Here is a 26,403-nt window from a genome sequence, read left to right on the forward strand (position 1 = left end):
TCCATGGCGGTACGTGCGGCAGTGGCCGGAGCGAGTGGATACGCGGGCGGGGAACTGCTGCGTCTGCTCCTGGCGCACCCCGAGGTAGAGATCGGCGCCCTGACCGGCAACTCCAACGCGGGACAGAAGCTCGGTGCGCTCCAGCCGCACCTGCTGCCCCTGGCCGGGCGGGTGCTCCAGGAGACCACCCCGGAGGTGCTCGCCGGACACGACGTCGTCTTCCTCGCGCTGCCCCACGGGCAGTCCGCCGCCGTCGCCGAGCAGCTCGGCCCGGACGTGCTGGTCGTCGACATGGGTGCCGACTTCCGGCTGACGGACGCCGCCGCCTGGGAGAAGTTCTACGGCTCGCCCCACGCCGGAACCTGGCCCTACGGCCTTCCCGAACTGCCGGGCGCCCGCGCTGCACTGGAGGGGTCCAAGCGCATCGCGGTGCCCGGTTGCTACCCGACCGCCGTCTCCCTGGCCCTCTTCCCGGCGTACGCCGCGGGGCTGGCCGGGTCCGAGGCCGTGATCGTCGCCGCCTCCGGCACGTCCGGCGCGGGCAAGGCGCCCAAGCCGCACCTGCTGGGCAGCGAGGTCATGGGCTCGATGTCCCCGTACGGCGTCGGCGGGGTGCACCGGCACACCCCGGAGATCACCCAGAACCTCAGCGCGGCCGCCGGGCAGCCGGTCACCGTGTCCTTCACCCCGACCCTCGCGCCGATGCCCCGCGGCATCCTCGCTACGTGCAGCGCCAAGGCCGCCGACGGGGTCACGGCCGAGTCCCTGCGCGCCGCCTACGAGAAGGCCTTCGCCGACGAACCGTTCGTGCACCTGCTGCCCGAGGGGCAGTGGCCCGCCACGGCGTCCGTCCACGGTTCGAACGCCGTTCAGGTGCAGGTCGCGTACGACGAGGCCGCGGGACGGATCATCGTGATCAGCGCCATCGACAACCTCACCAAGGGCACCGCGGGCGGTGCCGTCCAGAGCATGAACATCGCCCTGGGTCTCGACGAGACCACCGGGCTTTCCACGATCGGAGTCGCACCGTGAGCGTCACGGCAGCCAAAGGGTTCACGGCGGCGGGCATCGCCGCCGGGATCAAGGAGAACGGCAACCCGGACCTGGCCCTCGTGGTCAACAACGGGCCCCGCCGCGCCGCCGCCGGCGTCTTCACCTCCAACCGTGTGAAGGCCGCCCCGGTCCTGTGGTCCGAGCAGGTACTCAAGAGCGGCCAGGTCTCCGCCGTCGTCCTCAACTCCGGCGGTGCCAACGCCTGCACGGGGCCGAAGGGCTTCCAGGACACCCACGCCACCGCCGAGAAGGCCGCCGAGGTCCTCGGCCGGGGCGCCATCGAGGTCGCCGTCTGTTCGACCGGCCTCATCGGCGTCCTGCTGCCCATGGACAAGCTGCTCCCGGGAGTCGAGACGGCCGCGGCCCAACTGTCCGAGCACGGCGGCGAGAAGGCCGCCATCGCCATCAAGACCACCGACACCGTCCACAAGACGTCCGTCGTCACCAAGGACGGCTGGACGGTCGGCGGCATGGCCAAGGGCGCGGGCATGCTCGCCCCCGGCCTCGCCACCATGCTCGTCGTCCTCACCACCGACGCCGCCGTCGACGACGCCGACCTGGACAAGGCGCTGCGGGCGGCCACCCGCACCACCTTCGACCGGGTCGACTCCGACGGCTGCATGTCCACCAACGACACCGTGCTGCTCCTGGCCTCCGGCTCCGCCGAGGTGACCCCCGCCTACGAGGAGTTCGCCGAAGCCGTACGGCAGGTCTGCGACGACCTCGGCCAGCAGCTCATCCGGGACGCCGAGGGCGCCAGCAAGGACATCAAGGTCGAGGTGGTGGGCGCCGCGACCGAGGACGACGCCGTCGAGGTCGGCCGCTCCATCGCCCGCAACAACCTCCTCAAGTGCGCCATCCACGGTGAGGACCCCAACTGGGGCCGCGTCCTCTCCGCGATCGGCACCACGTCCGCCGCCTTCGAGCCCGACCGGCTCAACGTCGCCATCAACGGCGTGTGGGTCTGCAAGAACGGCGGCGTCGGCGAGGACCGCGACAAGGTCGACATGCGCTACCGCGAGGTGCACATCGTCGCCGACCTCGCCGCCGGGTCCGAGACCGCCACCATCTGGACCAACGACCTCACCGCCGACTACGTCCACGAGAACAGCGCGTACTCGTCATGAGCAGTGGAGCGACACGCAAGCACACCGCGCTGCCCAAGGCGCAGATCCTCATCGAGGCCCTGCCCTGGCTGGTCCGGCACAACGGCAAGACGGTCGTCATCAAGTTCGGCGGCAACGCAATGATCGACGAGGACCTCAAGGCCGCCTTCGCCCAGGACGTCGTCTTCCTGCACCACGCCGGCCTCAAGCCGGTCGTCGTGCACGGCGGCGGACCGCAGATCAGCGCCGCCCTCGACCAGCACGGCATCGTCAGCGAGTTCAAGGCAGGCCTTCGGGTGACCACCGAGGACGCCATGGACGTCGTACGGATGGTGCTGGCCGGGCAGGTCCAGCGCGAGCTGGTCGGGCTGCTCAACCGGCACGGGCCGCTCGCCGTCGGCCTGACCGGCGAGGACGCGCACACCATCACCGCGACCAAGCACCAGCCCGAGATCGACGGCGAGCTGGTCGACATCGGGCGGGTCGGCGAGATCACCGCCCTCGACACCGGCGCCATCGAGGCCCTGCTCGCCGACGGCCGCATCCCGGTCGTCTCCTCGATCGCCCGCTCCCAGGACGACGGACATGTCTACAACGTCAATGCTGATACGGCGGCTGCGGCACTCGCTGCTGCACTGGGCGCCGAAACCCTCATGGTCCTCACGGACGTCGAGGGCCTCTACGAGGACTGGCCGCACAGCGACGAGGTGATCAGCCGCCTCACCGCCTCCGAACTGGAGCGCCTGCTGCCGGACCTGTCCTCCGGCATGGTGCCGAAGATGGAGGGCTGCCTGCACGCCGTGCGCAACGGCGTCACCACCGCCCGCGTCATCGACGGCCGGGTCCAGCACTCGATCCTGCTGGAGATCTTCACCGACGAGGGCATCGGCACGATGGTCGTGCCCGACGAACACGAGGGGGAAGCCGTATGACCGCCCAGCAGGAGTACGCCGAGCGGTGGCAGGGCGCGCTCATGAACAACTACGGCACCCCGCTGCTGCCCCTGGCACGCGGCGAGGGCACCCGCGTCTGGGACGCCGACGGCACCTCCTATCTCGACTTCGTCGGCGGCATCGCCACCAACGCCCTCGGCCACGCCCACCCGGCGATCGTCGAGGCCGTCACCCGGCAGATCGGCTCCCTGGGCCACATCTCCAACTTCTTCATGGCGGAGCCGACCGTCGCCCTCGCCGAACGACTGCTGCGCCTGTTCGGCCGGGACGGCAAGGTCTTCTTCTGCAACTCCGGCGCCGAGGCCAACGAGGCCGCCTTCAAGATCGGCCGGCTGACCGGGCGGACCCACGTCGTGGCCACCGAGGGCGCCTTCCACGGGCGGACCATGGGCGCCCTCGCGCTGACCGGCCAGCAGGGCAAGCGGGAGCCGTTCCTGCCGCTGCCGGGCGACGTCACCCACGTGCCCTTCGGCGACGCGCAGGCCCTGGCCGCCGCCGTCACCGAGGAGACGGCGCTCGTCGTCCTGGAGCCGATCCAGGGCGAGCTCGGCGTCGTCGTCCCGCCGGCCGGCTACCTCAAGGCCGCCCGGGCCATCACCGCCGCGACGGGGGCGCTCCTGGTCCTCGACGAGGTGCAGACCGGCATCGGCCGGACCGGGCACTGGTTCGAGTACCAGGCCCACGAGGGCGTCCTGCCCGACATCGTCACCCTCGCCAAACAGCTCGGCGGCGGCTTGCCGCTCGGCGCGACCGTCGCCTTCGGGCGGGCCGCGGACCTGCTCCAGCCCGGCCAGCACGGCACGACCTTCGGCGGCAACCCCGTCGCCTGCGCCGCCGGGCTCGCCGTCCTCGACACCATCGAGAACGAGGGGTTGCTGGAGAACGTCAAGCGGCAGAGCGAGAGGTTGCGGGACGGAATCGAGGCCCTCGGCCATCAGTTGATCGATTTCGTCCGGGGCTCGGGACTCCTCCTGGGTATCGTGCTCACCGAGCCGCTCGCGCCCCAGCTGCGCCAGGCGGCTCAGGAGGCCGGATTCCTGGTGAACGTGCCCGCCCCCGACGTCGTCCGGCTGATGCCGCCGCTGAACCTCGGCGACGACGAGGTGGACGCGTTCCTCGGGGCGCTGCCCGGCATCCTTCAGGCAGTGAACGGGGACGGACGATCCGGGGAATGAGACGACGATGAGCCAGGCGCAGGACCACGAGCAGCCGGGGGCGAACGGGCCCGCCGTGCCGCAGACCCGCACCGCACGCCACCGCCGGATCGTGGACATCCTCAACCGGCAGCCGGTCCGCTCCCAGAGCCAGCTGGCGAAGCTGCTCTCCGACGACGGGCTGAGCGTCACGCAGGCGACGCTCAGCCGGGACCTGGACGAGCTGAACGCGGTGAAGATCCGCAACACCGACGGTGACCTGATCTACGCGGTGCCCAGTGAGGGCGGTTTCCGTACGCCCCGGGCGCCGCTGGGCGGGTCGGCGAAGGAGGAGCGGATGCGGCGGCTCTCGCAGGAGCTGCTGATCTCCGCGGAGGCGTCGGCGAACCTCGTGGTCCTGCGTACCCCTCCGGGGGCGGCGCAGTTCCTGGCCTCGGCCATCGACCAGGCCGAGCTGCACGACATCCTGGGGACGATCGCGGGTGACGACACGCTGCTGCTGATCAGCAGGGAGCCGACGGGTGGGCAGGCGCTGGCGGATCATCTGCTGAGGCTGGCGCAGAACGGGCACGCGCCGTAGAGGTGCGGGTGGGTGGCTGCGTGCGGGTGGTGAGTGGCTTGTCGCGCAGTTCCCCGCGCCCCCAGGCCGGCCCCGCTGCGGGCATGCGTGCCGCTGAGGGCGGCACGGGTGGGCGCAGCGGCACCCCGCTACGCCGGGCTGCGAAACGCCCCGCCCCAGCCACAACTCACCCCAGCCTCGCCGCCAACCCCCCAGTGCAGCGCACCTCGTCGCCGGCCGTGATCAGCAGCGCTTCCACGTCCGGCAGCGACTCCAGCCACGCCAGACCCTCACGCGAGCCCATCGCGAACGCCGCCGTCGCCCAGCAGTCCGCCCACGTCAGCCGGGGACCCACCACCGTCACGGCGACCAGGTCGGTCACCGCCGAACGGCCCGTGCGCGGGTCGACGATGTGCGCGCCCCGTTCCGCCGTACCGGACGTGGCCACGGACAGCTCGTCCACCCCGGCCGCCGAGATGACCGCCGCCAGACCTCCCGGCCGCAACGGGTCGGCCACGCCCACCCGCCACGGCCGCTGCGCCCCCGGCGTCCCGAGGAGCTGCACGTCCCCGCCGCCGTTGAGGTTCACCCCGCACACCCCGGGCACCTCGGCCAGCCGGCGAGCCGCCCGTTCGACGGCCCAGCCCTTGACGATGCCGGTCGGGTCGAGACGGCCCTCGTACGAGGTGCTGAACCAGCCGCCGCTCAGCCGCTCCGCCTCGGCGGCCAGTTCCAGGATCTCGGCGACCTCGGGATCGCACTCCTCGACCGTCACCTCGCCGCGCTGCAACCGGGAGATCTGGCTGTCCTCGCGGTAGGTGCTGAACACCGCGTCGACCCGGTGCAGCCCGGCGACCGCCTCGTCCAGGGCCGCGCGCACCGCGGCCGGTTCCCCGCCGCGGACGTCGAAGGAGAAGACGGTCCCCATCGTCTCCTCGGTGTGACGTACCGCGGCGGGTGCCTGTGCGGGATCGGCCACCGTGTCAGCCACCGGCCTGGTCCAGCGCGGACTGGAGGGACTTCTTGTAGCCGGCGCTGGTGTAGGTGGCGCCCGAGACCGCGTCGATGTCGGCGGTTCCGGCGGCGACGGCGGCCTGGTTGAGGCGGGGTACCGAGCTCGAGGTGATCTGGTCGCTGCGGCCGCCCTTGGGGGCCTGGACCGCCTCGGCCTTGGTGATCTTCCCGCCCGCGACGGTCACCCGTACCTGGACGGGGCCGTACTGCGTCTGCGCCACGCTGCCGGTGAGGGTCCGAGTCGCGGCCTGGCCGCCCCCCGAGCCCGCGGCCTGCGAGGAACCGCCCCCGGCGGGGGCCTTGTCCAGGGCGGACTGGAGGGACTTCTTGTAGCCGGCGCTGGTGTAGGTGGCGCCCGAGACCGCGTCGATGTCGGCGGTTCCGGCGGCGACGGCGGCCTGGTTGAGGCGGGGTACCGAGGTCGAGGTGATCTGGTCGCTGCGGCCGCCCTTGGGGGCCTGGACCGCCTCGGCCTTGGTGATCTTCCCGCCCGCGACGGTCACCCGTACCTGGACCGGGCCGTACTGCGTCTGCGCGACATCGCCGGTCAGCGTCTGCGCGCCGCCGCCCGACCCCTGCTGCGGTCCGGCCGACGCCTTCGCCTTGTCCAGGGCCGACTGGAGTGACTTCTTGTAGCCGGCGCTGGTGTACGTCGCCCCGGACACCGCGTCGATGTCCGCGCTCTGCGCCGCCACGGCCGCCTGGTTCAGGCGCGGCACCGAGCTCGCGGTGATCTGGTCGCTGCGGCCGCCCTTGGGGGCCTGGACCGCCTCGGCCTGGGTGATCTTGCCGTTGTTCATCGTCAGGCGGACCTGCACGGCGCCGTACTGCGTCTGCGCCGCGTCACCGGTGACCGCGCCGTTCACACCGCCCTGCGGTGCCTGCCCGGCCGCCGCGGGCGGAGCCTGCCCCGCCGCCTGGGCCGACCCCGGGTCGGAGGCCGGCTTCAGGGACAGCAGCAGCACGATCCCGGAGACGGTGGCTGCGCCGGCGAGCACGGCGCGCCGGACGGGGTGAGACTTCCTCATCGTTTCCCAAACTCCTGAAGGGCTGTTGGTGTCCCGTCGCTCACATCTCGAACGACTCGTGATGGATACGGCGGGCGGGTACTCCCGCGCCGCGCAGTGCCTCGTAGACCGTCTGCGCGAAGCCGGGCGGCCCGCACATGAAGACGTCGTGGTTCTCGATGTCCGGGATCTTCCGCTGGAGGGACTCCGCCGAGATGTCGGGGCGCTCCCCGTCCGGGCTGTTGACCGCGTACATCAGCCGTGCGCCCCGCTCGTCGGCGATCTTGGCGAGTTCGCCCCACAGGGCCAGGTCCTGGGTGCTGTTGGCCCGGTAGAGGAGCGTGATGTCACCGGACGCGCCCGGCAGCGTCTCGAACAGGGCCCGCATCGGGGTGATGCCCACACCGCCCGCCACCAGCAGCACCTTGCCCCGGCTGCGGCGCTGCGCGGTCATCGCCCCGTACGGCCCCTCGGCCCACACCCGGGTGCCGGGCGTCAGGTCCCGCAGCCGCTCGGTGTGGTCGCCGATCGCCTTGACGGTGATCCGCAGCATGTCGGGGCGGGGCGCCGCCGACAAGGAGTAGGGGTGCGAGCTGAAGCGCATGCCCGGCGCCATGAACCGCCAGCGGAAGAAGTGCCCGGCCTCCGCGCCCATCCGGTGCAGCTTCCGCCCGCCGATCAGCACGGACACGATCCCCGGGGTCTCCTCGATGACCGCCTCGACCCGCATGCGGTGCCGCAGATTCAGCCGGATCGGGGTCAGGATCCGGTACCAGAGGACCAACGCGGTCACCACGCCGTACAGCCCGTACCAGAAGGTCTTGGCCGTGGGCTCGACGGCGAACTCGTTGCCCGTCGTGATCTGGTGCCAGAACGTCAGGTACACCGCGGCGTACGTGAGCAGGTGCACGTGGTACCAGGTGTCGTAGCCGATCAGCCGGCGTACGCCGCCGATCGACAGGATCCCGATGAGGAACAGCAGGCCGGTGCCGATGGCCGCCTTGCCCATGTCCGGCAGCTGGTTGATGGAGTCGGTCGTCTGCTGGACGATGTCGCCGAGTCCCTTGCCCGCCTGGAGGGCGTAACCCCACATGGTCAGGAAGACATGGGCGAGGACCAGGCAGAGCGTGTAGCGGCCGGTCATGGCGTGCCAGCGGGCGACCCGGTCCGTTCCCACCCGGCGCTCCAGCGCGGGCACCCGGGCCATCTGGAGCACCACCAGCGCCATGAGGTAACCGGCGAGCAGACCGGTGATCCGGCCCGCGGCCAGGATCTTGCTCGGGGTGTCCGCGAGGGACGGGGTGTTGTCCCACCACAGCCACAGCACGGCGGCCGCACCGGCCCACAGGGCGATCAGCAGCGGGACGGCCGGGGAGCGGCGCGGGCGGATGCGGCGCATCGTCTGGCGGCGGGCGGCACGTCCGCCTGCGAGCGTGGTGGTCACGGTTCCTCCGTGGGGACTTGACCCTTGGCCCACAGATACGTGCCGCGGCACGGGAGTGTTCAGCCGCCTGCCGAGTCGTGCGCGAACAGCGGTGACCACTGGTAACACTCAGCCGGGCCGGTGGCCTTTCACAGACGCGTGACGGCCGTGCTCCCGCTCCGCGTCCCCACGGCGATGTGCGGCCGCCGCGCGGGGTCGGCCCACAGGAGGATCCGCCGCATCGCGTCCTCGGGGACGGAGACACAACCGGCGGTCGCCCCGCGCCCGTCGACGTGGAGGAAGATGCCCGCGCCGCGCCCCCGCACGGGACGCTCGTAGTTGAAGCCGATGACGAGTGCGTGCGCGTACTGCGGGCGATAGGTGATCAGGTGCTCCGACTCGGCGGCCCGGCAGTCGGCCGCGCGCGGCTCGCTCCAGCGGTTGTAGGCGCGGGAGTCGTTGTCCTGGCACCACCAGGAGTCCTGCCGCACCCGGCGGTAGCGGTACGCCGTCCCGTCCGGCGCCGCCTCGATGCCGAAGGCGTACGGCAGGCCGTACAGGCCGGTGGGCGTGGTGTTCGTGCCCTGGGTGCGGGAGGTGCCCTCGACGAGTCCGTTCGCCCCGAAGCGCGCGGGCGCGGAGCCCTTCTTCACCCAGCGTCCGCCCCGGTCGCGGTCCCACCAGGTGACCGTGCCCGTCGTCGAGGCCCGTTTCGGGGCCACCGCGGTGATCAGCTGGGTGCCGCCACCGGTGTGGGCCATCCGGGCCGGCAGTGGCGGAGCGGGGGCGGACGGCCCGGTGCCGGGCACGACGAGACAGCAGACGGCGAGGGCGACGGCACCGGGGCGCATGCCTCAGACCGTAGAGGGAGGCAGCGGCAACGGCAGCCCGGGCAGTCCGTCCAGGCTGGTGGCGATGTACTCCTTCTTGGTGAAGTAGGCGCTCAGGGAGGCGTCGTCCTCCCGGGCGAACCGCTTGGCGTGCAGATCGCGGTCCGTCTCGTACGCCATGAAGGGCACCCCGTAGCCGCAGGTGTCGCGGACGAGTTCGGCGGTGACGACGATGATCGCGCGCAGGCCGTGCTGCGCGGGGTCGATGTCCGGGAAGTGGGCGAGGAGTTCCGGGAACCGGGGGTCGTCGCGGAAGACCGGTTCCCCCTTGCCGTGCACGCGGACGATGTTCGGCGGGCCCTGGAAGGCGCACCACATCAGGGTGATCCTCCCGTTCTCCCGCAGGTGGGCGATGGTCTCGGCGTTGGAGCCCGCGAAGTCCAGGTAGGCCACCGTGTGCTCGTCGAGCACCGCGAAGGAACCCGTGAGGCCCTTGGGGGAGAGGTTGACGGTGCCGTCGGCGGTCAGCGGGGCGGTGGCGGTGAAGAAGACCGGCTGCGCCTCGATGAAGGTGCGGAGCCGGCCGTCTATGCGCTCATAGGTCTTTCCCATGTCGAACGATTATGGTCGTGAATCTTTCGAGCGTCTAAAGAATTGCGGGATCCGGTCACCTCTGCCGGATCCCGCGTGCAGGCGTCGTCCGTGGCCGCCCCGGCCGGCGCTCCCACGGGGCGGCCACAGCGCCTGTCACCTCACTTGGTGAGCGTGCAGGCGGCCAGGGAGTCCAGGCCCTGCGGCTTGGCGGCGGTGCGGCCGATCGCGGTGGCGATGCGGTTGACGGTGGCGACGCGCTTGTCCTTGAGGGGGCCGAGGATGGCGTTCTGGACGAAGTTCGGGCCGCCCTGGCCGACGGTGTCGACCAGGCGCTTGTTCGCTTCCTGGATCTGCGTGTTGAGCAGGGCCAGGTTGCGGTCGACCTCTGCCTTGGCGGAGGCGGGGACGGCCGGGAGCTTCGAGCGGACGTCCGGGCAGGAGATCGTCCCGGCACGGCCGCCGTTGCCCGCGTTCCCTGCGTTGCCCGCGTTCCCGGCATTGCCGGCGTTCCCCTGGTTTCCGGCGTTGCCCGCGTTGCCGCCGGCCTGCGGCTTGCCGGCCGCGCCCCCGCCCGCGTTGGTGCCCGCGCCGCCGAGCGTGCAGGCGGCCAGGGAGTCCAGGCCCTGCGGCTTGGCGGCGGTGCGGCCGATCGCGGTGGCGATGCGGTTGACGGTGGCGACGCGCTTGTCCTTGAGGGGGCCGAGGATGGCGTTCTGGACGAAGTTCGGGCCGCCCTGGCCGACGGTGTCGACCAGGCGCTTGTTCGCTTCCTGGATCTGGGTGTTGAGCAGGGCCAGGTTGCGGTCGACCTCTGCCTTGGCGGAGGCGGGGACGGCCGGGAGCTTCGATCGGACGTCCGGGCAGGAGATCGTGCCGGGGCCCGCGAGTGTCCGGGCGCTGGTCCCGTCGCTCTTGGAGCCCTCCCCGGCGAGGGCGAATCCGGCGATCACCGTGCCGGACAGCGCCACCGCGGCGGCGCCGCCGATGAACGTGACGCGACGCTTGTTGTACTTCGGAAGAGCCCTGGACATGCGGATGCCTCACTAGGGGTCGGGGGGTTCGTCGGTCGAAACGCGGCGCCTGCGTTCGGCGAGAGGTACGGGTAAGCGGTTTCCCGTGTTCAACGGATCCTCAAATTCTTCTCGCGGACGTCCGGAGCCCGGCCCGCACCCCGAGTTCGATTGACGAATCATGCAGAGCTCTGCATACTCATGCATGACGATCGCAGCCCGGCGGGACCTCACGCACGCAGTAGCGTGACGACCGCCTCCCCGGCAGCGGGGAAGCGGTGGCACATCCACACCCACAGAGGAGTGCAGCAGGTGAGCAGCAACAGCGGTGACGTCCGGCTCTGGGGCGGTCGTTTCGCCGACGGTCCCGCCGAGGCCCTGGCGAAGCTGTCCGCGTCCGTCCACTTCGACTGGCGGCTGGCGCCGTACGACATCGCCGGTTCGCGTGCCCACGCGCGTGTGCTGCGCAAGGCGGGCCTGCTCACGGACGACGAGCTGACCCGCATGATCGCCGGACTGGACCAGCTGGAGGCCGACGTCGCCGACGGCTCCTTCGTGGGCACGATCGCCGACGAGGACGTCCACACCGCCCTGGAACGCGGCCTCCTGGAGCGCCTCGGGCCCGACCTCGGAGGCAAGCTGCGCGCCGGCCGGTCCCGCAACGACCAGGTCGCCACCCTCTTCCGCATGTACCTGCGCGACCACGCCCGGATCGTCGGCGGTCTGCTCGCCGAGCTCCAGGACGCGCTGATCGGCCTCGCCGAGGCCCACCCGGACGTGGCGATGCCCGGCCGCACGCACCTCCAGCACGCCCAGCCCGTCCTCTTCGCCCATCACGTCCTGGCCCACGTCCAGTCCCTCTCCCGGGACGCGGAGCGGCTGCGCCAGTGGGACGCCCGGACGGCGGTCTCGCCCTACGGCTCGGGCGCCCTGGCCGGTTCCTCCCTCGGGCTGGACCCGGAGGCCGTGGCGGAGGACCTCGGCTTTGAACACGGCAGCGTGGGCAACTCGATCGACGGCACGGCCTCCCGGGACTTCGTCGCCGAGTTCGCCTTCATCACCGCCATGATCGGTGTCAACCTCTCCCGCATCGCCGAGGAGGTCATCATCTGGAACACGAAGGAGTTCTCCTTCGTGACCCTGCACGACGCGTTCTCGACCGGCTCGTCGATCATGCCGCAGAAGAAGAACCCGGACATCGCCGAGCTGGCCCGCGGCAAGAGCGGCCGTCTCATCGGCAACCTGACGGGCCTGATGGCCACCCTCAAGGCCCTCCCGCTCGCGTACAACCGCGACCTCCAGGAGGACAAGGAGCCGGTCTTCGACTCCATCGACCAGCTGGAAATCCTGCTCCCGGCCTTCACCGGCATGATGGCCACCCTCACCGTCCACCGCGAGCGCATGGAGGAACTGGCCCCGGCCGGCTTCTCCCTGGCCACGGACATCGCCGAATGGCTGGTCAAGCAGGGCATCCCGTTCCGTGTGGCCCACGAGGTCGCCGGTGAGTGCGTGAAGGCCGCCGAGGCCGAGGGCAAGGAACTGGACGAGCTGACGGACGAGCAGTTCGCCAAGATCTCCGCCCACCTGACCCCCGAGGTCCGCACGGTCCTGAACGTCCCCGGCGCGCTGGCCTCCCGCAGCGGCAGGGGCGGCACGGCCCCGAGCGCGGTCGCCGTCCAGCTGGCCGAGGTGAAGGCCGATGTGGCGGCCCAGCACGAGTGGGCGGTGGCCAGGAAGCAGGCCTGAGGGGATCGCCCTCAGGGGTGCGGGGGAGTGCGCGGACCGGCGCGGGCGACCCGCACCCGCCGAAACACCGCAACGGCCGAGCTCAGGGACGAAGGTCATCGCGGGTTACGTTGGTCGTCAGCCGCCGACCGAACGGAGCCAGCGATGCCCTTCGCCCGTCTCGCGAACGCCACGACCCCCACCTGCCACATCGGCCTCGGCCTCGCCGCCGTAGGGCGCCCCGGCTACATCAACCTCGGCCGCAACGAAGACCTCGGCGAGGACCGCAGCGTCGAGACGCTCCGCGACCGCACCCATGAACTCCTCGACGCCGCCTACGCCCAGGGCGTCCGCTACTTCGACGCCGCCCGCTCCTACGGCCGCTCCGAGGAGTTCCTCGCCGGCTGGCTGAAGGACAGGCCCGGCCTCGACGACATCGTCGTGGGCAGCAAGTGGGGCTACACCTACACCGCCGACTGGTCCACGAACGCCGAGAAGCACGAGGTCAAGGACCACAGCCTGGCCACCTACGAACGGCAGCGCGCGGAGAGCGACGCCCTGCTCGGCGACCGGCTCGACCTCTACCAGATCCACTCGGTGACCCCGGACAGCCCGGCCCTCACCGACAAGGAACTGCACGCGAAGCTCGCGGAAGCCGCCGCGCGGGGCCTCACCGTCGGCTTCTCCACCAGCGGCCCCGCCCAGGCGGACGCGATCCGCGCGGCCCTCGCCGTGACGGTCGACGGCGAACCCCTGTTCCGCACCGTGCAGTCGACGTACAACGCGCTGGAGACCTCCGCCGGGCCGGCCCTCGCCGAGGCGCACGACGCCGGACTCACCGTGATCGTCAAGGAGGGCATGGCCAACGGCCGCCTCGCCGGGCCGCACGCCCCCCACGCGCTGAAGGAGATCGCCGAGCGGACCGGACTGGGCTGCGACGCGGTCGCCCTGGCCCTGATCCTCCGGCAGCCCTGGGCCGGTGTGGTCCTCTCCGGGGCCGCGACCACTGCCCAGCTCGCCTCCAACCTGCACGCCGCGGTGGTCGACCTCGACGACGACCAGCTGGCGCGCCTCGCCGCGCTGGTCGAGGAACCGCACGCGTACTGGCAGCGGCGCGCGCAGTTGCCCTGGCACTGATCGCCCACCCCTTTCCGGTGGCGCGCACCTGGCGTCATCGGTGAGTCACGCATGCCCAGAATGAGACATCAATGTCTCACCTGGGTTATGGTTGTCTCATGGCTGTCGATCCCGAGCATGTGCTGCGCGCTGCCGCGGCCCTGCTGACCCGCAAATCCACCGCGACGATGGACGAGGTCGCCAAGGCCGCCGGAATCAGCCGGGCCACCCTGCACCGGCACTTCGCCGGACGTGACGCCCTCGTCCGGGCGCTGGAGGCGCTCGGCATCGCGGAGTGCGAGGCCGCCCTGGACGCGGCCCGGCTGGAGGAGGGCACCGCGAGCGAGGCCGTACGCCGACTCGTAGGAGCCGTCGAACCGGCGGCCGGACTGCTGGCGTTCCTCTACTCCGAGAACCAGCTCTTCGAAGGCGAGGAGCAGAACGCGGGCTGGACCCTCCTCGACGACCGGATCTCCGCCCTGTTCCGGCGCGGCCAGCTCAGCGGTGAGTTCCGCATCGACCTCACGCCCGCCTGGCTCACCGAGGCGCTGTACGGACTGCTGGCCTCCGGCGCCTGGATGGTGCAGAGCGGCAAGGGCGCCCCCAAGGACTTCCAGCACATGATCGTCGAGCTGCTGCTCGGCGGCGCACTCAGAAGAGAGGAATCATGACCAGCACCCTGCGGCCGGCGAACCGCACCGAGACGGCGGAGCGCCCGGGCCGCTGGCTCGCGCTCGGCGTTCTCGTGCTCGCCGTGCTGCTGGTGGCCGTCGACGCGACCGTCCTCGGTCTCGCGACCCCCTACATCAGCGAGGACCTCAAGCCCTCCGGCACCCAGCTGCTCTGGATCGGCGACGTGTACTCGTTCGTCATCGCCGGTCTGCTCGTCTCCATGGGCAGCCTTGGCGACCGGATCGGCCGCAAGCGGATCCTGCTCATCGGCGCCACGGCGTTCGGCGCGATATCCGTCTTCAACGCCTACGCCACGACCCCCGAGATGATGATCGTCGCGCGGGCGCTGCTCGGTGTCGCGGGCGCCACCCTGATGCCGGCCACCCTCGCCCTGATCCGCAACCTCTTCCACGACCCGCGTGAGCGCAGTCTCGCCGTCGGCATCTGGGGCGCCACCGCCTCCGCCGGTACGGCCGTCGGCCCGATCGTCGGGGGGTTCCTGCTGGAGCACTTCTGGTGGGGTTCGGTCTTCCTGATCAACCTGCCCGTGATGGCCGTGCTGGTGCTCGTCGGGATCAAGCTGCTGCCCGAGTCGCGCACCGCGAACCCCGGGCCCTGGGACCTGAGCAGCGTCATGCTGTCGCTGGTCGGCATGATCGGCGTCGTGTACGCGATCAAGGAGGCCGCCACCCACGGCTTCGCCTGGGGCGCCCTGGCCGCGGGGCTGCTGGGCGCGGCCGCCCTGTACGGATTCGTCCGCCGTCAGCTGCGACTGCCGATCCCGCTGCTGGACATGCGGCTGTTCCGCCACCGCGGCTTCAGCGGGGCGGTGCTGGCCGACCTGCTGACCATTCTCGGCCTGTCCGGGCTGGTGTTCTTCCTCTCCCAGTACCTGCAACTCGTCCAGGGCAGGCGCCCGTTCGAGGCCGGTCTGGCGGAACTGCCCGCGGCCGTCGGCGCGGTGGTGGCCGGACTGATCGCGGGCCGCGCGGCCCGGCGCTTCTCGGTGAGGGCCGTCGTCTCCGGTGGTCTCGCGGCAATCGGTCTCGCGCTGGCCGCGCTCACGGTGCTCGGGCAGTCCACCGGCTATCCGCTGCTCGGCACCGCACTGCTGGTGGTCGGAGCCGGCGCCGGTTTCTCGTTCACCGTGACCGCCGACGTGATCCTCTCCAGCGTGCCCAAGGAGCAGGCGGGCTCCGCGTCCGCCGTGTCGGAGACGGCGTACGAACTGGGCGCCGCGCTCGGTATCGCCGCGCTCGGCTCGATCGTGACCGGCGTCTACCGCGACTTCACCGGCCCCGCGGGCACACCGGCCGCGGCCCACGAGTCCCTGGGCGGCGCGGTCGAGGCGGCGGCACACATGCCCGCCCACAGCGCCGACGTGATGCTGGACGCCGCCCGCACGTCCTTCGTCGACGGCCTGGCCCTCGCGGCGGGTGTCGGAGCCGCGGTACTCCTCGCGGCGGCGGTGGCGGCATGGTTCCTGCTACGGGGCCAGAAACTGGAAGACAGCGAACCACAACCGACATGAGAACCACGCCCTCAGGGGCGCGGGGAACTGCGCAACACAGGCACGGGGCTCCACGCGATCACGTCGTTGGGGCCATGCCCCTCAGGGGCGCGGGGAACTGCGCAACACAGGCACGGGCCTCCACGCGATCACGCCGTTGAGGTCATGCCGCCTCAGGGGCGCGGGGAACTGCGCGACAAGCCCCCACGCACCCGCAGCCGCCGACGATCCGAAGGCACCGACGATCCGAAGCCGCTCAAGCCCAGGGCGGCGACCCCGGGCCCGAAAAACTACGCCGCTTCCTTCGCCTTGCTCGCGTACATGTCCACGTACTCCTGCCCGGACAGCCGCATCACCTCGGCCATCACCGAGTCCGTCACGGCACGCAGCACATACCGGTCCCGGTCCATCCCCTCGTAACGGGAGAACTCCATCGCCTCACCGAACCGCACGGTGACCTTGCCCGGCCGGGGCAGCCCCGCCCCACCCGGCTGAAGCTTGTCCGTGCCGATCATGGCGAACGGCACCACCGGCGCACCCGTCATCAGGGTCAGCCGCGCGATACCCGTACGCCCCCGGTACAGGCGCCCGTCGGGCGACCGCGTCCCCTCCGGGTAGATGCCGAACATTCGGCCTTCCTCCAGCACCCGCCGCCCGGTCATCAGCGCGGCGACACCACCCCGGCCCCCGTCGCGGTCCACCGGGATCATGCCGACGCCCGTGAAGAACCAGGCCATCAGCCGGCCCTTGAGGCCCTTGCCGGTCACGTACTCGTCCTTGCCGATGAAGACGACCTGACGGTCGCAGACCAGCGGCAGGATCATCGAGTCGATGAACGTCAGGTGATTGCCGGCGAGGATGACCGGGCCACTGCCGGGAATGTGCTCCGCACCCTCCACCTGTGGGCGGAACATCAGGCGCATGATCGGACCGAGCACTGCCTTGATGAGCGCGAAGCGGGACAACGGACCCTCCGGTGTCAAGGGGTTCTGTATGAGTCTGTGCAGGTGAGGACGATACTCGTGGCCCCGGGCATCGCGCACATCGGGCACGGCGACTTCACCGAGGTCTTACGCACTGTTGACGCGTGTTTACCTGCGGTGGCGTGTCGCCGACGACATGTCACACGGCCGACACGATGTGACGCACATCGCCCGGGAGCACACCGGACGCGTTCCCAGAACGCGCGGGCCGAATCGAACGGATACGACGAGCCGTCAACTCATCCTCCCCACCAGCCACTACGACATCCGACATCACCCGCGTGTTCCACCCGGGGTCTCCCGCCGGTCATGTACGCGCCCCTACGATCGCCCCGCACCGGCAAGCCGAACGGCCAGGGAGGGCGCTCATGGGAACGCAGGAGTCGAACGAAGAAACGAGCGGTACCGGACGACGGGCCCTGCTCGGCGCCGCGGTGCTCGGCGCCGGTGGCGCGGTCCTCGGCATGGCCGGAACGGCCCGGGCCGACGGCGCCCGGCACGGCGGCGGGGGAGTGCGCAGCCTGCCCAGGCCGACGATCATCGGCCACCGCGGTGCCAGCGGCTACCGCCCGGAGCACACCTTCGGCTCCTACCAGCTGGCCCTCGACATGGGGGCCGACATCGTCGAGGCGGGCGACCTGGTCCCGACAAGGGACGGCCACCTGGTCTGCCGTCACGAGCCGGAGATCGGCGGCACCACGGACGTCGCCGACCACCCCGAGTTCGCCGGTCGCAAGAAGACCAAGCTGCTCGACGGCGTCTCCACCACCGGCTGGTTCACCGAGGACTTCACGCTCGCCGAGCTGAAGACGCTGCGCGCGGTCGAGCGCATCCCGGCCAACCGCCCGCACAACACCCTCTACAACGGCCGCTGGGAGATTCCCACCTTCGAGGAGGTCCTCAGGTGGCAGGACGAGCAGACCCGCAAGCGCGGCAAGCAGGTGTGGATCTACCCCGAGCTCAAGCACCCCACCTACTTCCGCAAGCAGGGCCTGCCGCTGGAGGAGCGCGTGGCCAAGCTTCTGCACAAGCACCGCAAGGACCGGCGCACCTCCCCGGTCATCCTCCAGTCCTTCGAGCCGACAAGCGTCCAGCGCCTGCACAGGCTCGTCGACAACCCGCTGGTCGTCCTGCTGTCCTCGGCGGACTCGCGCCCCTGGGACTTCGTCGAGACCGGCGACCCGCGCACGGTCGCCGACTTGATCAAGCCGGCCGGCCTCAGGGAGATCGCCTCCTACGCGCAGGGCATCGGCCCCACCCTGGACCTGGTCGTCCCGCGTGACGCCCAGGGGCGTCTGACCCGTCCGACCACGCTGGTCTCCGACGCGCACAAGGTGGGCCTGCTCCTGCACCCGTACACCCTGCGCAACGAGAACCCGTTCCTGCCCGCGGACTTCCGCAAGGGCACGGAGGCGGACGCCTACGGAGACGTCTTCGGCGCGTACGGGACGTACTTCGCGACCGGCATCGACGGCGTCTTCACCGACCAGCCCGACACGGGTCTGCTGGCCCGCGCCGACTTCCGCGGCTGAGGTCGTCAACACCGCACCTCACACCCCCCGGTCGAGTGAGCTTCGGCCGCCCGGGCAACCCACCGCCCGGGCGGCCGCGTCGCTCCGCATATGACGCACGACCTGGTCACCGCCCTGCGCCCGCTGCTCACCGCCGAGGCCTCCGCGGAGGCATATTCCGCCGGAACCGAGCCGGGCGACCTGGAGCAGGCGGTCTGGCTCCGCCTGCTGGAGCGCCTCGACGCCGAGGGCCCGCCGCTCGACCCCGAGGAGTGGCTCCGCAGGGCCGTCCGCTCCGAGGCGCGCCGCACCCGCCGTACGAGCCGCCTCGAACGGCCGTACGCCGGTGAACCGGTCGACGACGGCGGTCATGACCCCGAACAACTCGCCCTCGACGCCGCCCGAGGCCGGGCCCTGCGCGAGGCGGTGCGCCGCCTCCCCGGCCGCTGCCCCCGGCTCATCGAGGCCCTGCTCTCCCCGAAGGACCTGACCTACCGGGAAATCGCAGGGGAGTTGGGTATGTCACAGGGGAGTCTTGGACCGGAACGTTCCAGATGCCTGGGATGTCTGCGGAGATTGCTCACACCGGAGGTTGCGGCCCGCTGAGGACGGGGATAGGAGTGAGGGACCACCGGTGATCAGATGAGCGGGAGGCGTGCGCACATGGGCATGAGCGTGACCATCTCTGCGGCGACCGAGCAGGACGCGGAGCAGATCTTCAGGCTGCAGTACCTGTGCTTCCAGACGGAGGCCGCGCTGTACGGGAACTACCGCATCGACCCGCTCGTCCAAACCCTCGACTCGGTCCGGGAGGAAGTCGCCCGGGACTGCGTCTTCGTGGCCCGGCTCGGCGACGAGGTCGTCGGCTCGGTCCGCGGGTCGGTCACCGAGGACGGCGCCGCCGCGATCGGCAAGCTCTGTGTCCACCCCCGCCTCCAGGGCCACGGCATCGGAGCCCGCCTGCTGCGCGCGGCCGAAGCGGCCCTCGCCGACCGGCACGGCGCCACCCGCTTCCGCCTTCACACCGGCCACCGCAGCGAGGGCAATCTCCGCCTCTACCGCAAGGTCGGCTACGAGACGGTGGGCACGTCCCAGGGCTCCGACGGCGTACCGATGATCATCCTGGAGAAGCCGGCCGGCACCTACGCGGCGACGGCGTGATGTTCGGCCCTCTTTAGGGGCACGGGGGAACCGCGCGACGAGCCACGGACGGCCCGCGGCCGCCTGACGAACCTCAGGCGGCATCCCCATCGCGCGAACGCGAAGCCCGCAGCCAGTAAATGGCGGACACCGGCAAGATCACCGGAATGAAGAGATACCCCATCCCGAAGTCCGACCACACGGTCGCGTCCGGGAAGGCGGACGGCTCGGCCAGGGTCCAGGTCCCCACCGTCAGTACCCCCGCCAACTCGGCGACACAGCACGCCAGTGCGGCCTTGCGTGCCGTCTCCCCGCCCCGCACCAGCGAGTACGTGATGAACCCGTACACGACACCGGCCACTGCCGACAGCGAGTAGGCGAGCGGAGCCCGGTCGAACTCCGTGGCGATCTGATACGCGGACCGGGACACGGCCCCCACCACCATCACGCCGTACAGCCACACCAGCAGCGTGCCCGGCCCGCTGATCAGCCGCCGCCGGCCCACGTCAGCCTCCCCAGATGTCATAGAGACGCACCTCCAGCACGGCCAGCACCACGCCGCCCGCGGCGACCGTCACCGAACCCCACCGGGTCCGCTCGGCCAGCGACATGAACCCCGCCGCCGGGACGCACGCGAACGCCCCCAGCAGATACGCCACGAAGATCGTCGTGTCCTGCTCCGGCTTCTCGCCCCGCGCCAGCAGCACGATCCCCACCACCAGCTGGATCAGCGACAGCAGCGTGACCACGGCCATCCCGATGAAGTGCCAGTCCTTGGTGGGCTGGTCACGGTAGGCCGCCCAGCCGCACCAGGCGGCCAGCAGCAGCGCGGCGACGCCGGTCACCAGCGTCAGGACATCAAGCATGCTGCGACCTTATTACGGCCGAAAAGGCCCGATGCCTGCGGCCCCGGCCCGCACCGTAGGGTCGAGGGCATGACCATCCACGCCCAGGCCCTGCTCTTCGACAACGACGGAACCCTCGTCTCCTCCCTCGCCTCGGTGGACCGCTGCTGGACGCGGTGGGCCGGGGAGTACGGGATCACGGCCGAGGAGTTCGCGCGGGTGGAGCTGCACGGCCGGCCGGCCGCCGAGATAGCCGCCGACCTGCTGCCCGCCGAGGTCGTGCCGCGGGCCGTCGCGCGGATCGAGGACCTGGAGGTGGACGACGTCCCCAACGGCGGGGTGCACCTGCTGCCGGGTACCCGGGCCCTCCTCGACGCCCTGCCCGCCGACCGCTGGGCCGTCGTCACCTCCGCGACCCGGCGCCTTGCCGAGGCCCGGCTCGACGCCGTGGGCATCCTGCCCAAGACGCTCGTCGCCGCCGACGACATCGCCCGCGGCAAGCCCGACCCCGAGCCCTACCTGCTCGCCGCCCGCGCGCTCGGCGTCGACCCGGCGCACTGCGTGGTCTTCGAGGACGCCCCGGCGGGCCTCACGGCCGGCCGCGCCGCCGGCATGACCACCGTGGCGTTGACCACAACCCACCAGGCCCACGAACTCCACGCAGACCTGGTCGTCGAGAACCTGTCGGCCCTGTCCGTACTGGTCACCGAGCGGGGCGTGGAGATCTCCCCGCGCGGCTGAAACGCACCGCCTCTGTCCACGACTGTCCAGCATCCGGACAACGCGGGGCCGGTCAGGACCGTACACATGTTTTACTGACGGCATGACCACGACGAGCGACCGCATTCCCGCGACCGAGGCGACCATGACGCCCGGTGCTCGTTGTATGTGTCGAATGTGCGCCTTCTAGAGGGCCCCCGCACCACCCCCTGAGCTCGCGCCCCGAAGCGAGACGCGGCCCGTCCGCGCGCCCTGAGCGCTGCGCGACCGTCGCCGCCCCGCGCACATGTTCTCCCCGGTCGCACTCCCCAGCGAGAACCGTGTCGCGTCTTCGACCGAATGCACCTGTGCCCGGGCACACCCACGCCCGCGCACTCGACAGTGACGGAATCCCAGTGATCACCACCTCGGGCCTGACCAAGGTCTACCGTGCACGCGGCCGCGAGGTCACCGCCCTGGACGGCGTCGACCTGCACGTCCGCGAAGGCGAGGTGTACGGCGTCATCGGCCAGTCCGGCGCCGGCAAGTCCTCGCTCATCCGCTGCGTCAACCTGCTGGAACGCCCCACCTCCGGCACCGTGACCGTCGACGGGCAGGACCTCACCGCCCTGGCCGGCCGCGGCCCGCGCGCCGGAAGGGAGCTGCGCCGGGCGCGCAGCCGGATCGGCATGGTCTTCCAGCACTTCAACCTGCTGTCCTCGCGCACCGTCCAGGACAACGTCGAACTGCCCCTGGAGATCCTCGGCGCATCCGGGCAGGAACGCTCCCGCAAGGCGCTGGAGCTCCTCGACCTGGTCGGCCTCGCCGACAAGGCGAAGTCCTACCCCGCGCAGCTCTCCGGTGGCCAGAAGCAGCGCGTCGGCATCGCCCGCGCCCTCGCCGGCGACCCCAAGGTGCTGCTGTCCGACGAGGCCACCAGCGCCCTCGACCCGGAGACCACCCGCTCGATCCTGGCGCTGCTGCGCGACCTCAACCGCCAGCTCGGCCTGACCGTCCTGCTCATCACCCACGAGATGGACGTCGTGAAGTCGGTCTGCGACTCGGCCGCGCTGATGGAGAACGGGCGCATCGTCGAGTCCGGCACGGTCAGCGAGCTCCTCGCGACCCCCGGCTCCGAACTGGCCGCCGCCCTGTTCCCGCTCGGCGGCGAGGCCTCCGGCGAGGACCGCACGGTCGTCGACGTCACCTTCCAGGGCGAGAGCGCCACCCAGCCCGTCATCTCGCAGCTCGCCCGCACCTACAACATCGACATATCGATCCTCGGCGCCGCCATCGACACCGTCGGCGGCCTCCAGGTCGGCCGGATGCGCATCGAACTGCCCGGCCGCTACGAGGACAACGTCGTGCCGATCGGCTTCCTGCGCGAACAGGGCCTCCAGATCGACGTCCTGGGCCACGAGTCCGTACTGGTGAAGGAGAGTGCCAAGTGACCTGGTCCGAGATGCAGCCCCTGCTGGAGCAGGCGTGTTGGGACACGCTCTACATGGTCGGCTGGTCCACGCTCATCGCCATCGCCGGCGGACTGCCGCTCGGCATCCTGCTGGTCCTGACCGACCGCGGCGGCCTGCTGCAGAACCTCGCCGCCAACAAGGTCATCGGGCAGGTCGTGAACATCGCCCGCTCCCTGCCGTTCATCATCCTGATGGTCGCGCTGATGGGCTTCACCCGCTCGATCACCGGCACCACCATCGGCCGTGAGGCCGCCATCGTGCCGCTCGCCGTCGGCGCCATCCCGTTCTTCGCGCGCCTGGTCGAGACGGCCGTCCGCGAAGTGGACCACGGGCTCGTCGAGGCCGTGCAGTCCATGGGCGGCAACACCTGGACCATCGTCCGCAAGGTCCTCGTCCCCGAGTCCCTGCCGTCGCTGATCTCCAGCACCACCACCACGATCGTCGCCCTCATCGGCTACTCCGCCATGGCGGGCACCGTCGGCGCCGGCGGCCTCGGAGACATCGCCATCCGCTACGGCTACCAGCGCTTCGAGACCCAGCTGATGTGGATCACCGTCGCGATCCTCGCCGTCGTCATCTCGGTCATCCAGTTCGCCGGCGACTACGCGGCCCGCTCCCTGCACCGCCGCGGCGCCCACTCGGGCCCCGCCCCCAAACTGCGGCTCCTCAAAGCCGCCTCCTGAACCCCCCGTTCACACCCGACGGGGTCGCATCACCCGCAAGGTCATAAGGAAAGGCACTTTTCGTGCGTAACACCGCCAAGATCACCACCGCCGTCCTCGCCGCCGGAGCCCTCACCCTCGGGCTCACCGCCTGCGGCTCGGGCAAGGACGCCTCCGACACCTCCGGCCCCCTGGTCGTCGCTGCGAGCCCCGTGCCGCACGGCGAGATCCTCGACTTCGTCAAGAAGAACCTGGCGAAGAAGGAGGGCCTCGACCTGGAGGTCAAGGAGTTCACGGACTACACGTCGCAGAACCCCGCGACCCAGGACGGCTCGGTGGACGCCAACTACTTCCAGAACAAGCCGTACCTCGACGACTACAACAAGAAGAACGGCACCGACATCGTGCCCGTCGTCACGGTCCACCTGGAGCCGCTCGGCCTCTACTCCCACAAGGTCGAGAAGGCCGACGACCTGAAGAGCGGTGCGACCGTCGCCATCCCCAACGACACGGTCAACGAAGCCCGCGCCCTCAAGCTCCTCGCCGCCCACGGGCTCATCACCCTCAAGGCGGGCGTCGGCAACGAGGCGACCCCCTCGGACATCACCAAGAATCCCAAGAAGCTCACGTTCAAGGAGCTGGAGGCGGCCCAGACCCCGCGCTCCCTCGACGACGTGGACGCCGCCGTGGTCAACGGCAACTACGCGATCGAGTCCGACCTCGAGCCGTCCAAGGACGCCCTCGTCCTGGAGTCCCCGAAGAACAACCCCTACGGCAACTTCCTCGCCGTGAAGAAGGGCAACGAGGACGACCCGCGCGTGAAGAAGCTCGCCAAGCTCCTCACCTCGCCCGAGGTCAAGAAGTTCATCCAGGACAAGTACGCCGGCTCGGTGCTCGCCTCCTTCTGAGCCCCTGTCCGGCACCCGCGCACAGGGCCCTTCCCCCGCCCGCCGGGGGAAGGGCCCCGTGATGCGGACAAGTGCTTTCATGCTGCATGCTGGGCAGTTCAGCATGCCCTGAAGGTTCACCGAAGGTTACGGAGCGGCGCATGACGAGCACCTTCCCCAACATCTCCATCAGCACGGAGCGGTTGGTGCTGCGTCCCCTCGACGAAGACGACGTCGCCGCACTGGCCGCGATGATGAACGACGAACAGGTCGCGGCCTGGACCTCCGTCCCGCAGCCCTTCACGGAGCACGGCGCACGCACCTGGATCACCGAGTACGCCCCCGCGCAGCGCACCGAAGGACACGGAATCGACTTCGCCGTCACCGAGTTCCTCACCCAGCGCCTGGTCGGCGTCATCCAGCTCGGCAGGACCAACTGGCACGTACGCTCCACCGAACTGTCCTACATCATCGCCCCCTGGGCCCGCGGCGAGGGCTACGCCTCCGAGGCCGCCCTGGCCACCGCCCAGTGGCTCTTCGGGGACCAGAAGTTCGAGCGCATCGAGCTGCGCACGGCGGCCGACAACACCGCCTCCCAGCAGGTCGCCCAGAAGATCGGCTGTATCAGCGAGGGCGTACTGCGCAACGCCTGTATAGCCAGGGCCCGTGCCGAGGACGGCACATGGACCGACGTACGCACCGACTTCATCGTCTGGAGCCTGCTCCCCGAGGACCTGGAGGGCGTCGGCGAGCAGCTCCGCGACGGCTTCACGTCCTTCGGCGACTGGAACTGACCGGAACCGACCGGAGGACGACGGCGACGACCACACCGGCGCCCCCTCCGACATCTCCACCGGGTACCCTCACGGAGCCCGCCCCGGGGCGGATCCCCGCAACGACACGCACGACCTGCGAAAACCCTGGAGACTGACGACGATGGCCGACCGGGTCACGGTGATCGGCTGGGACGGTTCGCCGCTGACCGCCACGGCGAGCGCCGCCCTGGGCGCCGCCACACTGGTGGCGGGCGCCGCCCACCACCTGGCGCTCCCCGAAGTACCGGGCGGCGCCGAACGCATCCGCCTCGGCAGTGTCGCCCTCGCCGCCCGCCGCATCGCCGCCCACCGCGGCACGGCCGTCGTGCTCGCCGACGGCGACCCCGGCTTCTTCGGCGTCGTACGCGCCCTGCGCGCCCCCGAGTTCGGCCTCGAGGTCGAGGTCGTGCCCGCCGTCTCCTCCGTCGCCGCCGCCTTCGCCCGCGCGGGCATGCCCTGGGACGACGCACAGGTGGTCGTCGCCCACCCCCGCACCCTGCGCCGTGCCGTGAACGTCTGCCGCGCCCACCCCAAGGTGGCGGTGCTCACCTCACCCGGCGCCGGACCCGCCGAACTCGGCCTGCTCCTCGAAGGAGTCCACCGCTCCTTCGTCATCTGCGAGGAACTCGGCACCGCCCGCGAGCGCGTCTCCGTCGTCACCTCCGACAAGGCCGCCGACCACACCTGGCGCGACCCCAACGTCGTCATCGTCCTCGGCGGCCCGGCCGGACCCGGCACCGCGGGGGAGACGGGCGGCTGGATCTCCGGCCGCGACCCGTCCGCCGGACCGCGCGGCTGGACCCTGCCCGCCGACGCCTACGGCACGGACTTCGGCGAGGGCGAGACCCCGCTGCTGCGCGCCTCCCAACTCGCCCGCCTCGGGCCCCGCGTCGGCGATCTCGTGTGGGACATCGGCTGCGGCAGCGGCGCCTTCGCCGTCGAGGCCGCCCGTGCCGGCGCCGCCGTCCTCGCCGTCGACGGCCACCTGGACGCCTGCGCGCGCACCGACGCCGCCGCCCGCCGCCTCGGCGTCCAGCTCCAGATCGTGCACGGCACCGCCCCGCACGTTCTGGAGAACCTCCCCGAACCCGACGTCGTCCGCGTCGGCGGCGGGGGAGCGGCCGTCGTCTCGGCGGTCGCCGACCGCCGCCCGCAGCGCATCGTCACGCACGCCGCCACCCGCGACGCCGCCGAACTCATCGGCCGCGACCTGACCGAGCACGGCTACGGCGTCGAGTGCGCCCTGCTGCAATCCGTCGAACTCGACACCAGGGCCTGGACGGAGAAGGAGCGGAGCGTCGCGTTCCTGCTCAGCGGCGTGCTGCCGCGACGCGGGGCCTGACCCCGCCGCCGTCCCCGTGATCGGGTTGTCGTACCGCGCGCGGTAGGCTGGCCGATCGCTGCACCGCACAAGGACGCCCGGCGCTTCGTCGGGCAATGTCCGGAAAACCCGCCCGTTTTGGGGTGTGTGTGGTACGGCAGAACCGGAGGACGCGCAACGTGTCGCAGTCCACAGCGGAACCGGCGTGGATCAAGCTGCCGTGGGGGTGGTTCGACCGCGACAATGCCAGTGAATGGCTTTGTCGCCTTTTCCGGGCGGACCGTTCGTGCCGCTGGGGACGCACGCTCGTTCTTCACTGCGGGGCGGTCGGTGCGCCGTTCC

27 protein-coding genes are annotated in these 26,403 nt (G+C 71.2%); 18 read left to right on the plus strand and 9 right to left on the minus strand.

Annotation, left to right across the window (positions count from 1 at the left end):
• Positions 1 to 3: 3 nt before the first annotated feature.
• Genes argC through AC0665_RS24330 form a run of 5 tightly spaced genes read left to right on the plus strand, consistent with a single transcriptional unit; the run spans position 4 to position 4,846 of the window.
• Positions 4 to 1,032 (plus strand): N-acetyl-gamma-glutamyl-phosphate reductase, encoded by a 1,029-nt coding sequence (gene argC / locus AC0665_RS24310; RefSeq protein ID WP_478705776.1) that lies wholly within the window; start codon positions 4 to 6, stop codon positions 1,030 to 1,032.
• A complete protein-coding gene (gene argJ, locus AC0665_RS24315; RefSeq protein ID WP_468410333.1) occupies positions 1,029 to 2,180 on the plus strand; it encodes a bifunctional glutamate N-acetyltransferase/amino-acid acetyltransferase ArgJ in 1,152 nt (383 codons plus the stop codon). The genes argC and argJ overlap by 4 nt, the downstream gene beginning before the upstream one ends.
• Positions 2,177 to 3,091, plus strand: coding sequence for an acetylglutamate kinase (argB, locus tag AC0665_RS24320; RefSeq protein ID WP_468410331.1), 915 nt, complete (start codon positions 2,177 to 2,179; stop codon positions 3,089 to 3,091). The genes argJ and argB overlap by 4 nt, the downstream gene beginning before the upstream one ends.
• Positions 3,088 to 4,287, plus strand: coding sequence for an acetylornithine transaminase (locus AC0665_RS24325; RefSeq protein ID WP_478705777.1), 1,200 nt, complete (start codon positions 3,088 to 3,090; stop codon positions 4,285 to 4,287). Before argB ends, AC0665_RS24325 begins: the two co-directional genes overlap by 4 nt.
• A gap of 7 nt (positions 4,288 to 4,294) precedes the next feature.
• Positions 4,295 to 4,846 carry an arginine repressor gene (locus tag AC0665_RS24330; RefSeq protein WP_478606517.1) on the plus strand — a complete coding sequence of 184 codons (552 nt, stop codon included), beginning with the start codon at positions 4,295 to 4,297 and terminating at the stop codon, positions 4,844 to 4,846.
• A 166-nt stretch (positions 4,847 to 5,012) separates the two neighbouring features.
• Here the strand turns inward: AC0665_RS24330 and AC0665_RS24335 are convergent, their stop codons facing one another.
• The 6 genes from AC0665_RS24335 to AC0665_RS24360 all read right to left on the minus strand — a co-directional run bounded on the left by AC0665_RS24335 (position 5,013) and on the right by AC0665_RS24360 (position 10,724).
• A complete protein-coding gene (locus AC0665_RS24335) occupies positions 5,013 to 5,816 on the minus strand; it encodes an FAD:protein FMN transferase (protein ID WP_468410327.1) in 804 nt (267 codons plus the stop codon).
• Positions 5,809 to 6,867 (minus strand): FMN-binding protein, encoded by a 1,059-nt coding sequence (locus AC0665_RS24340; protein ID WP_478606515.1) that lies wholly within the window; start codon positions 6,865 to 6,867, stop codon positions 5,809 to 5,811. Before AC0665_RS24340 ends, AC0665_RS24335 begins: the two co-directional genes overlap by 8 nt.
• 40 nt (positions 6,868 to 6,907) lie before the next feature.
• Positions 6,908 to 8,290: a ferredoxin reductase family protein gene (locus tag AC0665_RS24345; protein WP_468636968.1), complete on the minus strand. Its 1,383-nt coding sequence runs from the start codon at positions 8,288 to 8,290 to the stop codon at positions 6,908 to 6,910.
• A gap of 128 nt (positions 8,291 to 8,418) precedes the next feature.
• Entirely contained in the window at positions 8,419 to 9,120 is a 702-nt protein-coding gene (locus tag AC0665_RS24350; RefSeq protein ID WP_478509766.1) for a L,D-transpeptidase family protein, read from the minus strand.
• A gap of 3 nt (positions 9,121 to 9,123) precedes the next feature.
• Positions 9,124 to 9,711, minus strand: coding sequence for a pyridoxamine 5'-phosphate oxidase family protein (locus AC0665_RS24355; protein WP_366050901.1), 588 nt, complete (start codon positions 9,709 to 9,711; stop codon positions 9,124 to 9,126).
• Between the two features lie 140 nt (positions 9,712 to 9,851).
• Positions 9,852 to 10,724, minus strand: coding sequence for a hypothetical protein (locus tag AC0665_RS24360; protein WP_478705778.1), 873 nt, complete (start codon positions 10,722 to 10,724; stop codon positions 9,852 to 9,854).
• A gap of 291 nt (positions 10,725 to 11,015) precedes the next feature.
• Between AC0665_RS24360 and argH the strand changes: the two genes are divergently transcribed.
• From argH to AC0665_RS24380, 4 genes are all read left to right on the plus strand, one after another.
• Positions 11,016 to 12,449, plus strand: a complete 1,434-nt coding sequence (argH, locus tag AC0665_RS24365) for an argininosuccinate lyase (RefSeq protein WP_478606512.1) — start codon at positions 11,016 to 11,018, stop codon at positions 12,447 to 12,449.
• Between the two features lie 144 nt (positions 12,450 to 12,593).
• Complete coding sequence (locus AC0665_RS24370; RefSeq protein ID WP_478606510.1) at positions 12,594 to 13,565, plus strand: aldo/keto reductase; 972 nt, start codon at positions 12,594 to 12,596, stop codon at positions 13,563 to 13,565.
• Between the two features lie 98 nt (positions 13,566 to 13,663).
• Entirely contained in the window at positions 13,664 to 14,215 is a 552-nt protein-coding gene (locus AC0665_RS24375) for a TetR/AcrR family transcriptional regulator (protein WP_468410309.1), read from the plus strand.
• Positions 14,212 to 15,747 carry an MFS transporter gene (locus tag AC0665_RS24380; protein WP_478705779.1) on the plus strand — a complete coding sequence of 512 codons (1,536 nt, stop codon included), beginning with the start codon at positions 14,212 to 14,214 and terminating at the stop codon, positions 15,745 to 15,747. The genes AC0665_RS24375 and AC0665_RS24380 overlap by 4 nt, the downstream gene beginning before the upstream one ends.
• A 269-nt stretch (positions 15,748 to 16,016) precedes the next feature.
• Here the strand turns inward: AC0665_RS24380 and AC0665_RS24385 are convergent, their stop codons facing one another.
• Positions 16,017 to 16,691: a lysophospholipid acyltransferase family protein gene (locus AC0665_RS24385; RefSeq protein WP_363120449.1), complete on the minus strand. Its 675-nt coding sequence runs from the start codon at positions 16,689 to 16,691 to the stop codon at positions 16,017 to 16,019.
• Positions 16,692 to 17,077: 386 nt separating this feature from the next.
• Between AC0665_RS24385 and AC0665_RS24390 the strand changes: the two genes are divergently transcribed.
• The 3 genes from AC0665_RS24390 to AC0665_RS24400 all read left to right on the plus strand — a co-directional run bounded on the left by AC0665_RS24390 (position 17,078) and on the right by AC0665_RS24400 (position 19,381).
• Positions 17,078 to 18,241, plus strand: a complete 1,164-nt coding sequence (locus tag AC0665_RS24390; RefSeq protein ID WP_478606504.1) for a glycerophosphodiester phosphodiesterase — start codon at positions 17,078 to 17,080, stop codon at positions 18,239 to 18,241.
• A 90-nt stretch (positions 18,242 to 18,331) separates the two neighbouring features.
• A complete protein-coding gene (locus AC0665_RS24395; RefSeq protein WP_366050894.1) occupies positions 18,332 to 18,826 on the plus strand; it encodes a sigma-70 family RNA polymerase sigma factor in 495 nt (164 codons plus the stop codon).
• A 57-nt stretch (positions 18,827 to 18,883) separates the two neighbouring features.
• Positions 18,884 to 19,381 (plus strand): GNAT family N-acetyltransferase, encoded by a 498-nt coding sequence (locus AC0665_RS24400; protein ID WP_366051023.1) that lies wholly within the window; start codon positions 18,884 to 18,886, stop codon positions 19,379 to 19,381.
• A gap of 73 nt (positions 19,382 to 19,454) precedes the next feature.
• On the opposite strand, the gene AC0665_RS24405 is transcribed toward AC0665_RS24400, so the two are convergent.
• Positions 19,455 to 19,886 (minus strand): hypothetical protein, encoded by a 432-nt coding sequence (locus AC0665_RS24405; RefSeq protein ID WP_478606501.1) that lies wholly within the window; start codon positions 19,884 to 19,886, stop codon positions 19,455 to 19,457.
• Positions 19,867 to 20,226: a hypothetical protein gene (locus AC0665_RS24410; RefSeq protein ID WP_478606499.1), complete on the minus strand. Its 360-nt coding sequence runs from the start codon at positions 20,224 to 20,226 to the stop codon at positions 19,867 to 19,869. The genes AC0665_RS24405 and AC0665_RS24410 overlap by 20 nt, the downstream gene beginning before the upstream one ends.
• 69 nt (positions 20,227 to 20,295) lie before the next feature.
• Between AC0665_RS24410 and AC0665_RS24415 the strand changes: the two genes are divergently transcribed.
• The 6 genes from AC0665_RS24415 to cbiE all read left to right on the plus strand — a co-directional run bounded on the left by AC0665_RS24415 (position 20,296) and on the right by cbiE (position 26,082).
• Positions 20,296 to 20,946, plus strand: coding sequence for an HAD family hydrolase (locus tag AC0665_RS24415; RefSeq protein WP_478606496.1), 651 nt, complete (start codon positions 20,296 to 20,298; stop codon positions 20,944 to 20,946).
• Positions 20,947 to 21,320: 374 nt separating this feature from the next.
• A complete protein-coding gene (locus tag AC0665_RS24420; RefSeq protein ID WP_468636950.1) occupies positions 21,321 to 22,355 on the plus strand; it encodes a methionine ABC transporter ATP-binding protein in 1,035 nt (344 codons plus the stop codon).
• On the plus strand, positions 22,352 to 23,059 hold the full coding sequence (locus AC0665_RS24425) for a methionine ABC transporter permease (RefSeq protein WP_468410297.1): 708 nt from the start codon (positions 22,352 to 22,354) through the stop codon (positions 23,057 to 23,059). The genes AC0665_RS24420 and AC0665_RS24425 overlap by 4 nt, the downstream gene beginning before the upstream one ends.
• 62 nt (positions 23,060 to 23,121) lie before the next feature.
• A complete protein-coding gene (locus AC0665_RS24430; protein ID WP_468410295.1) occupies positions 23,122 to 23,946 on the plus strand; it encodes a MetQ/NlpA family ABC transporter substrate-binding protein in 825 nt (274 codons plus the stop codon).
• A gap of 140 nt (positions 23,947 to 24,086) precedes the next feature.
• The gene (locus tag AC0665_RS24435; protein ID WP_468410293.1) at positions 24,087 to 24,719 is read left to right on the plus strand and encodes a GNAT family N-acetyltransferase; all 633 of its coding nucleotides are present in this window, start codon (positions 24,087 to 24,089) and stop codon (positions 24,717 to 24,719) included.
• Between the two features lie 142 nt (positions 24,720 to 24,861).
• The gene (gene cbiE / locus AC0665_RS24440) at positions 24,862 to 26,082 is read left to right on the plus strand and encodes a precorrin-6y C5,15-methyltransferase (decarboxylating) subunit CbiE (protein WP_478606493.1); all 1,221 of its coding nucleotides are present in this window, start codon (positions 24,862 to 24,864) and stop codon (positions 26,080 to 26,082) included.
• Positions 26,083 to 26,403: the final 321 nt, after the last annotated feature.

The organism is Streptomyces sp. NPDC043685 (assembly GCF_056436585.1).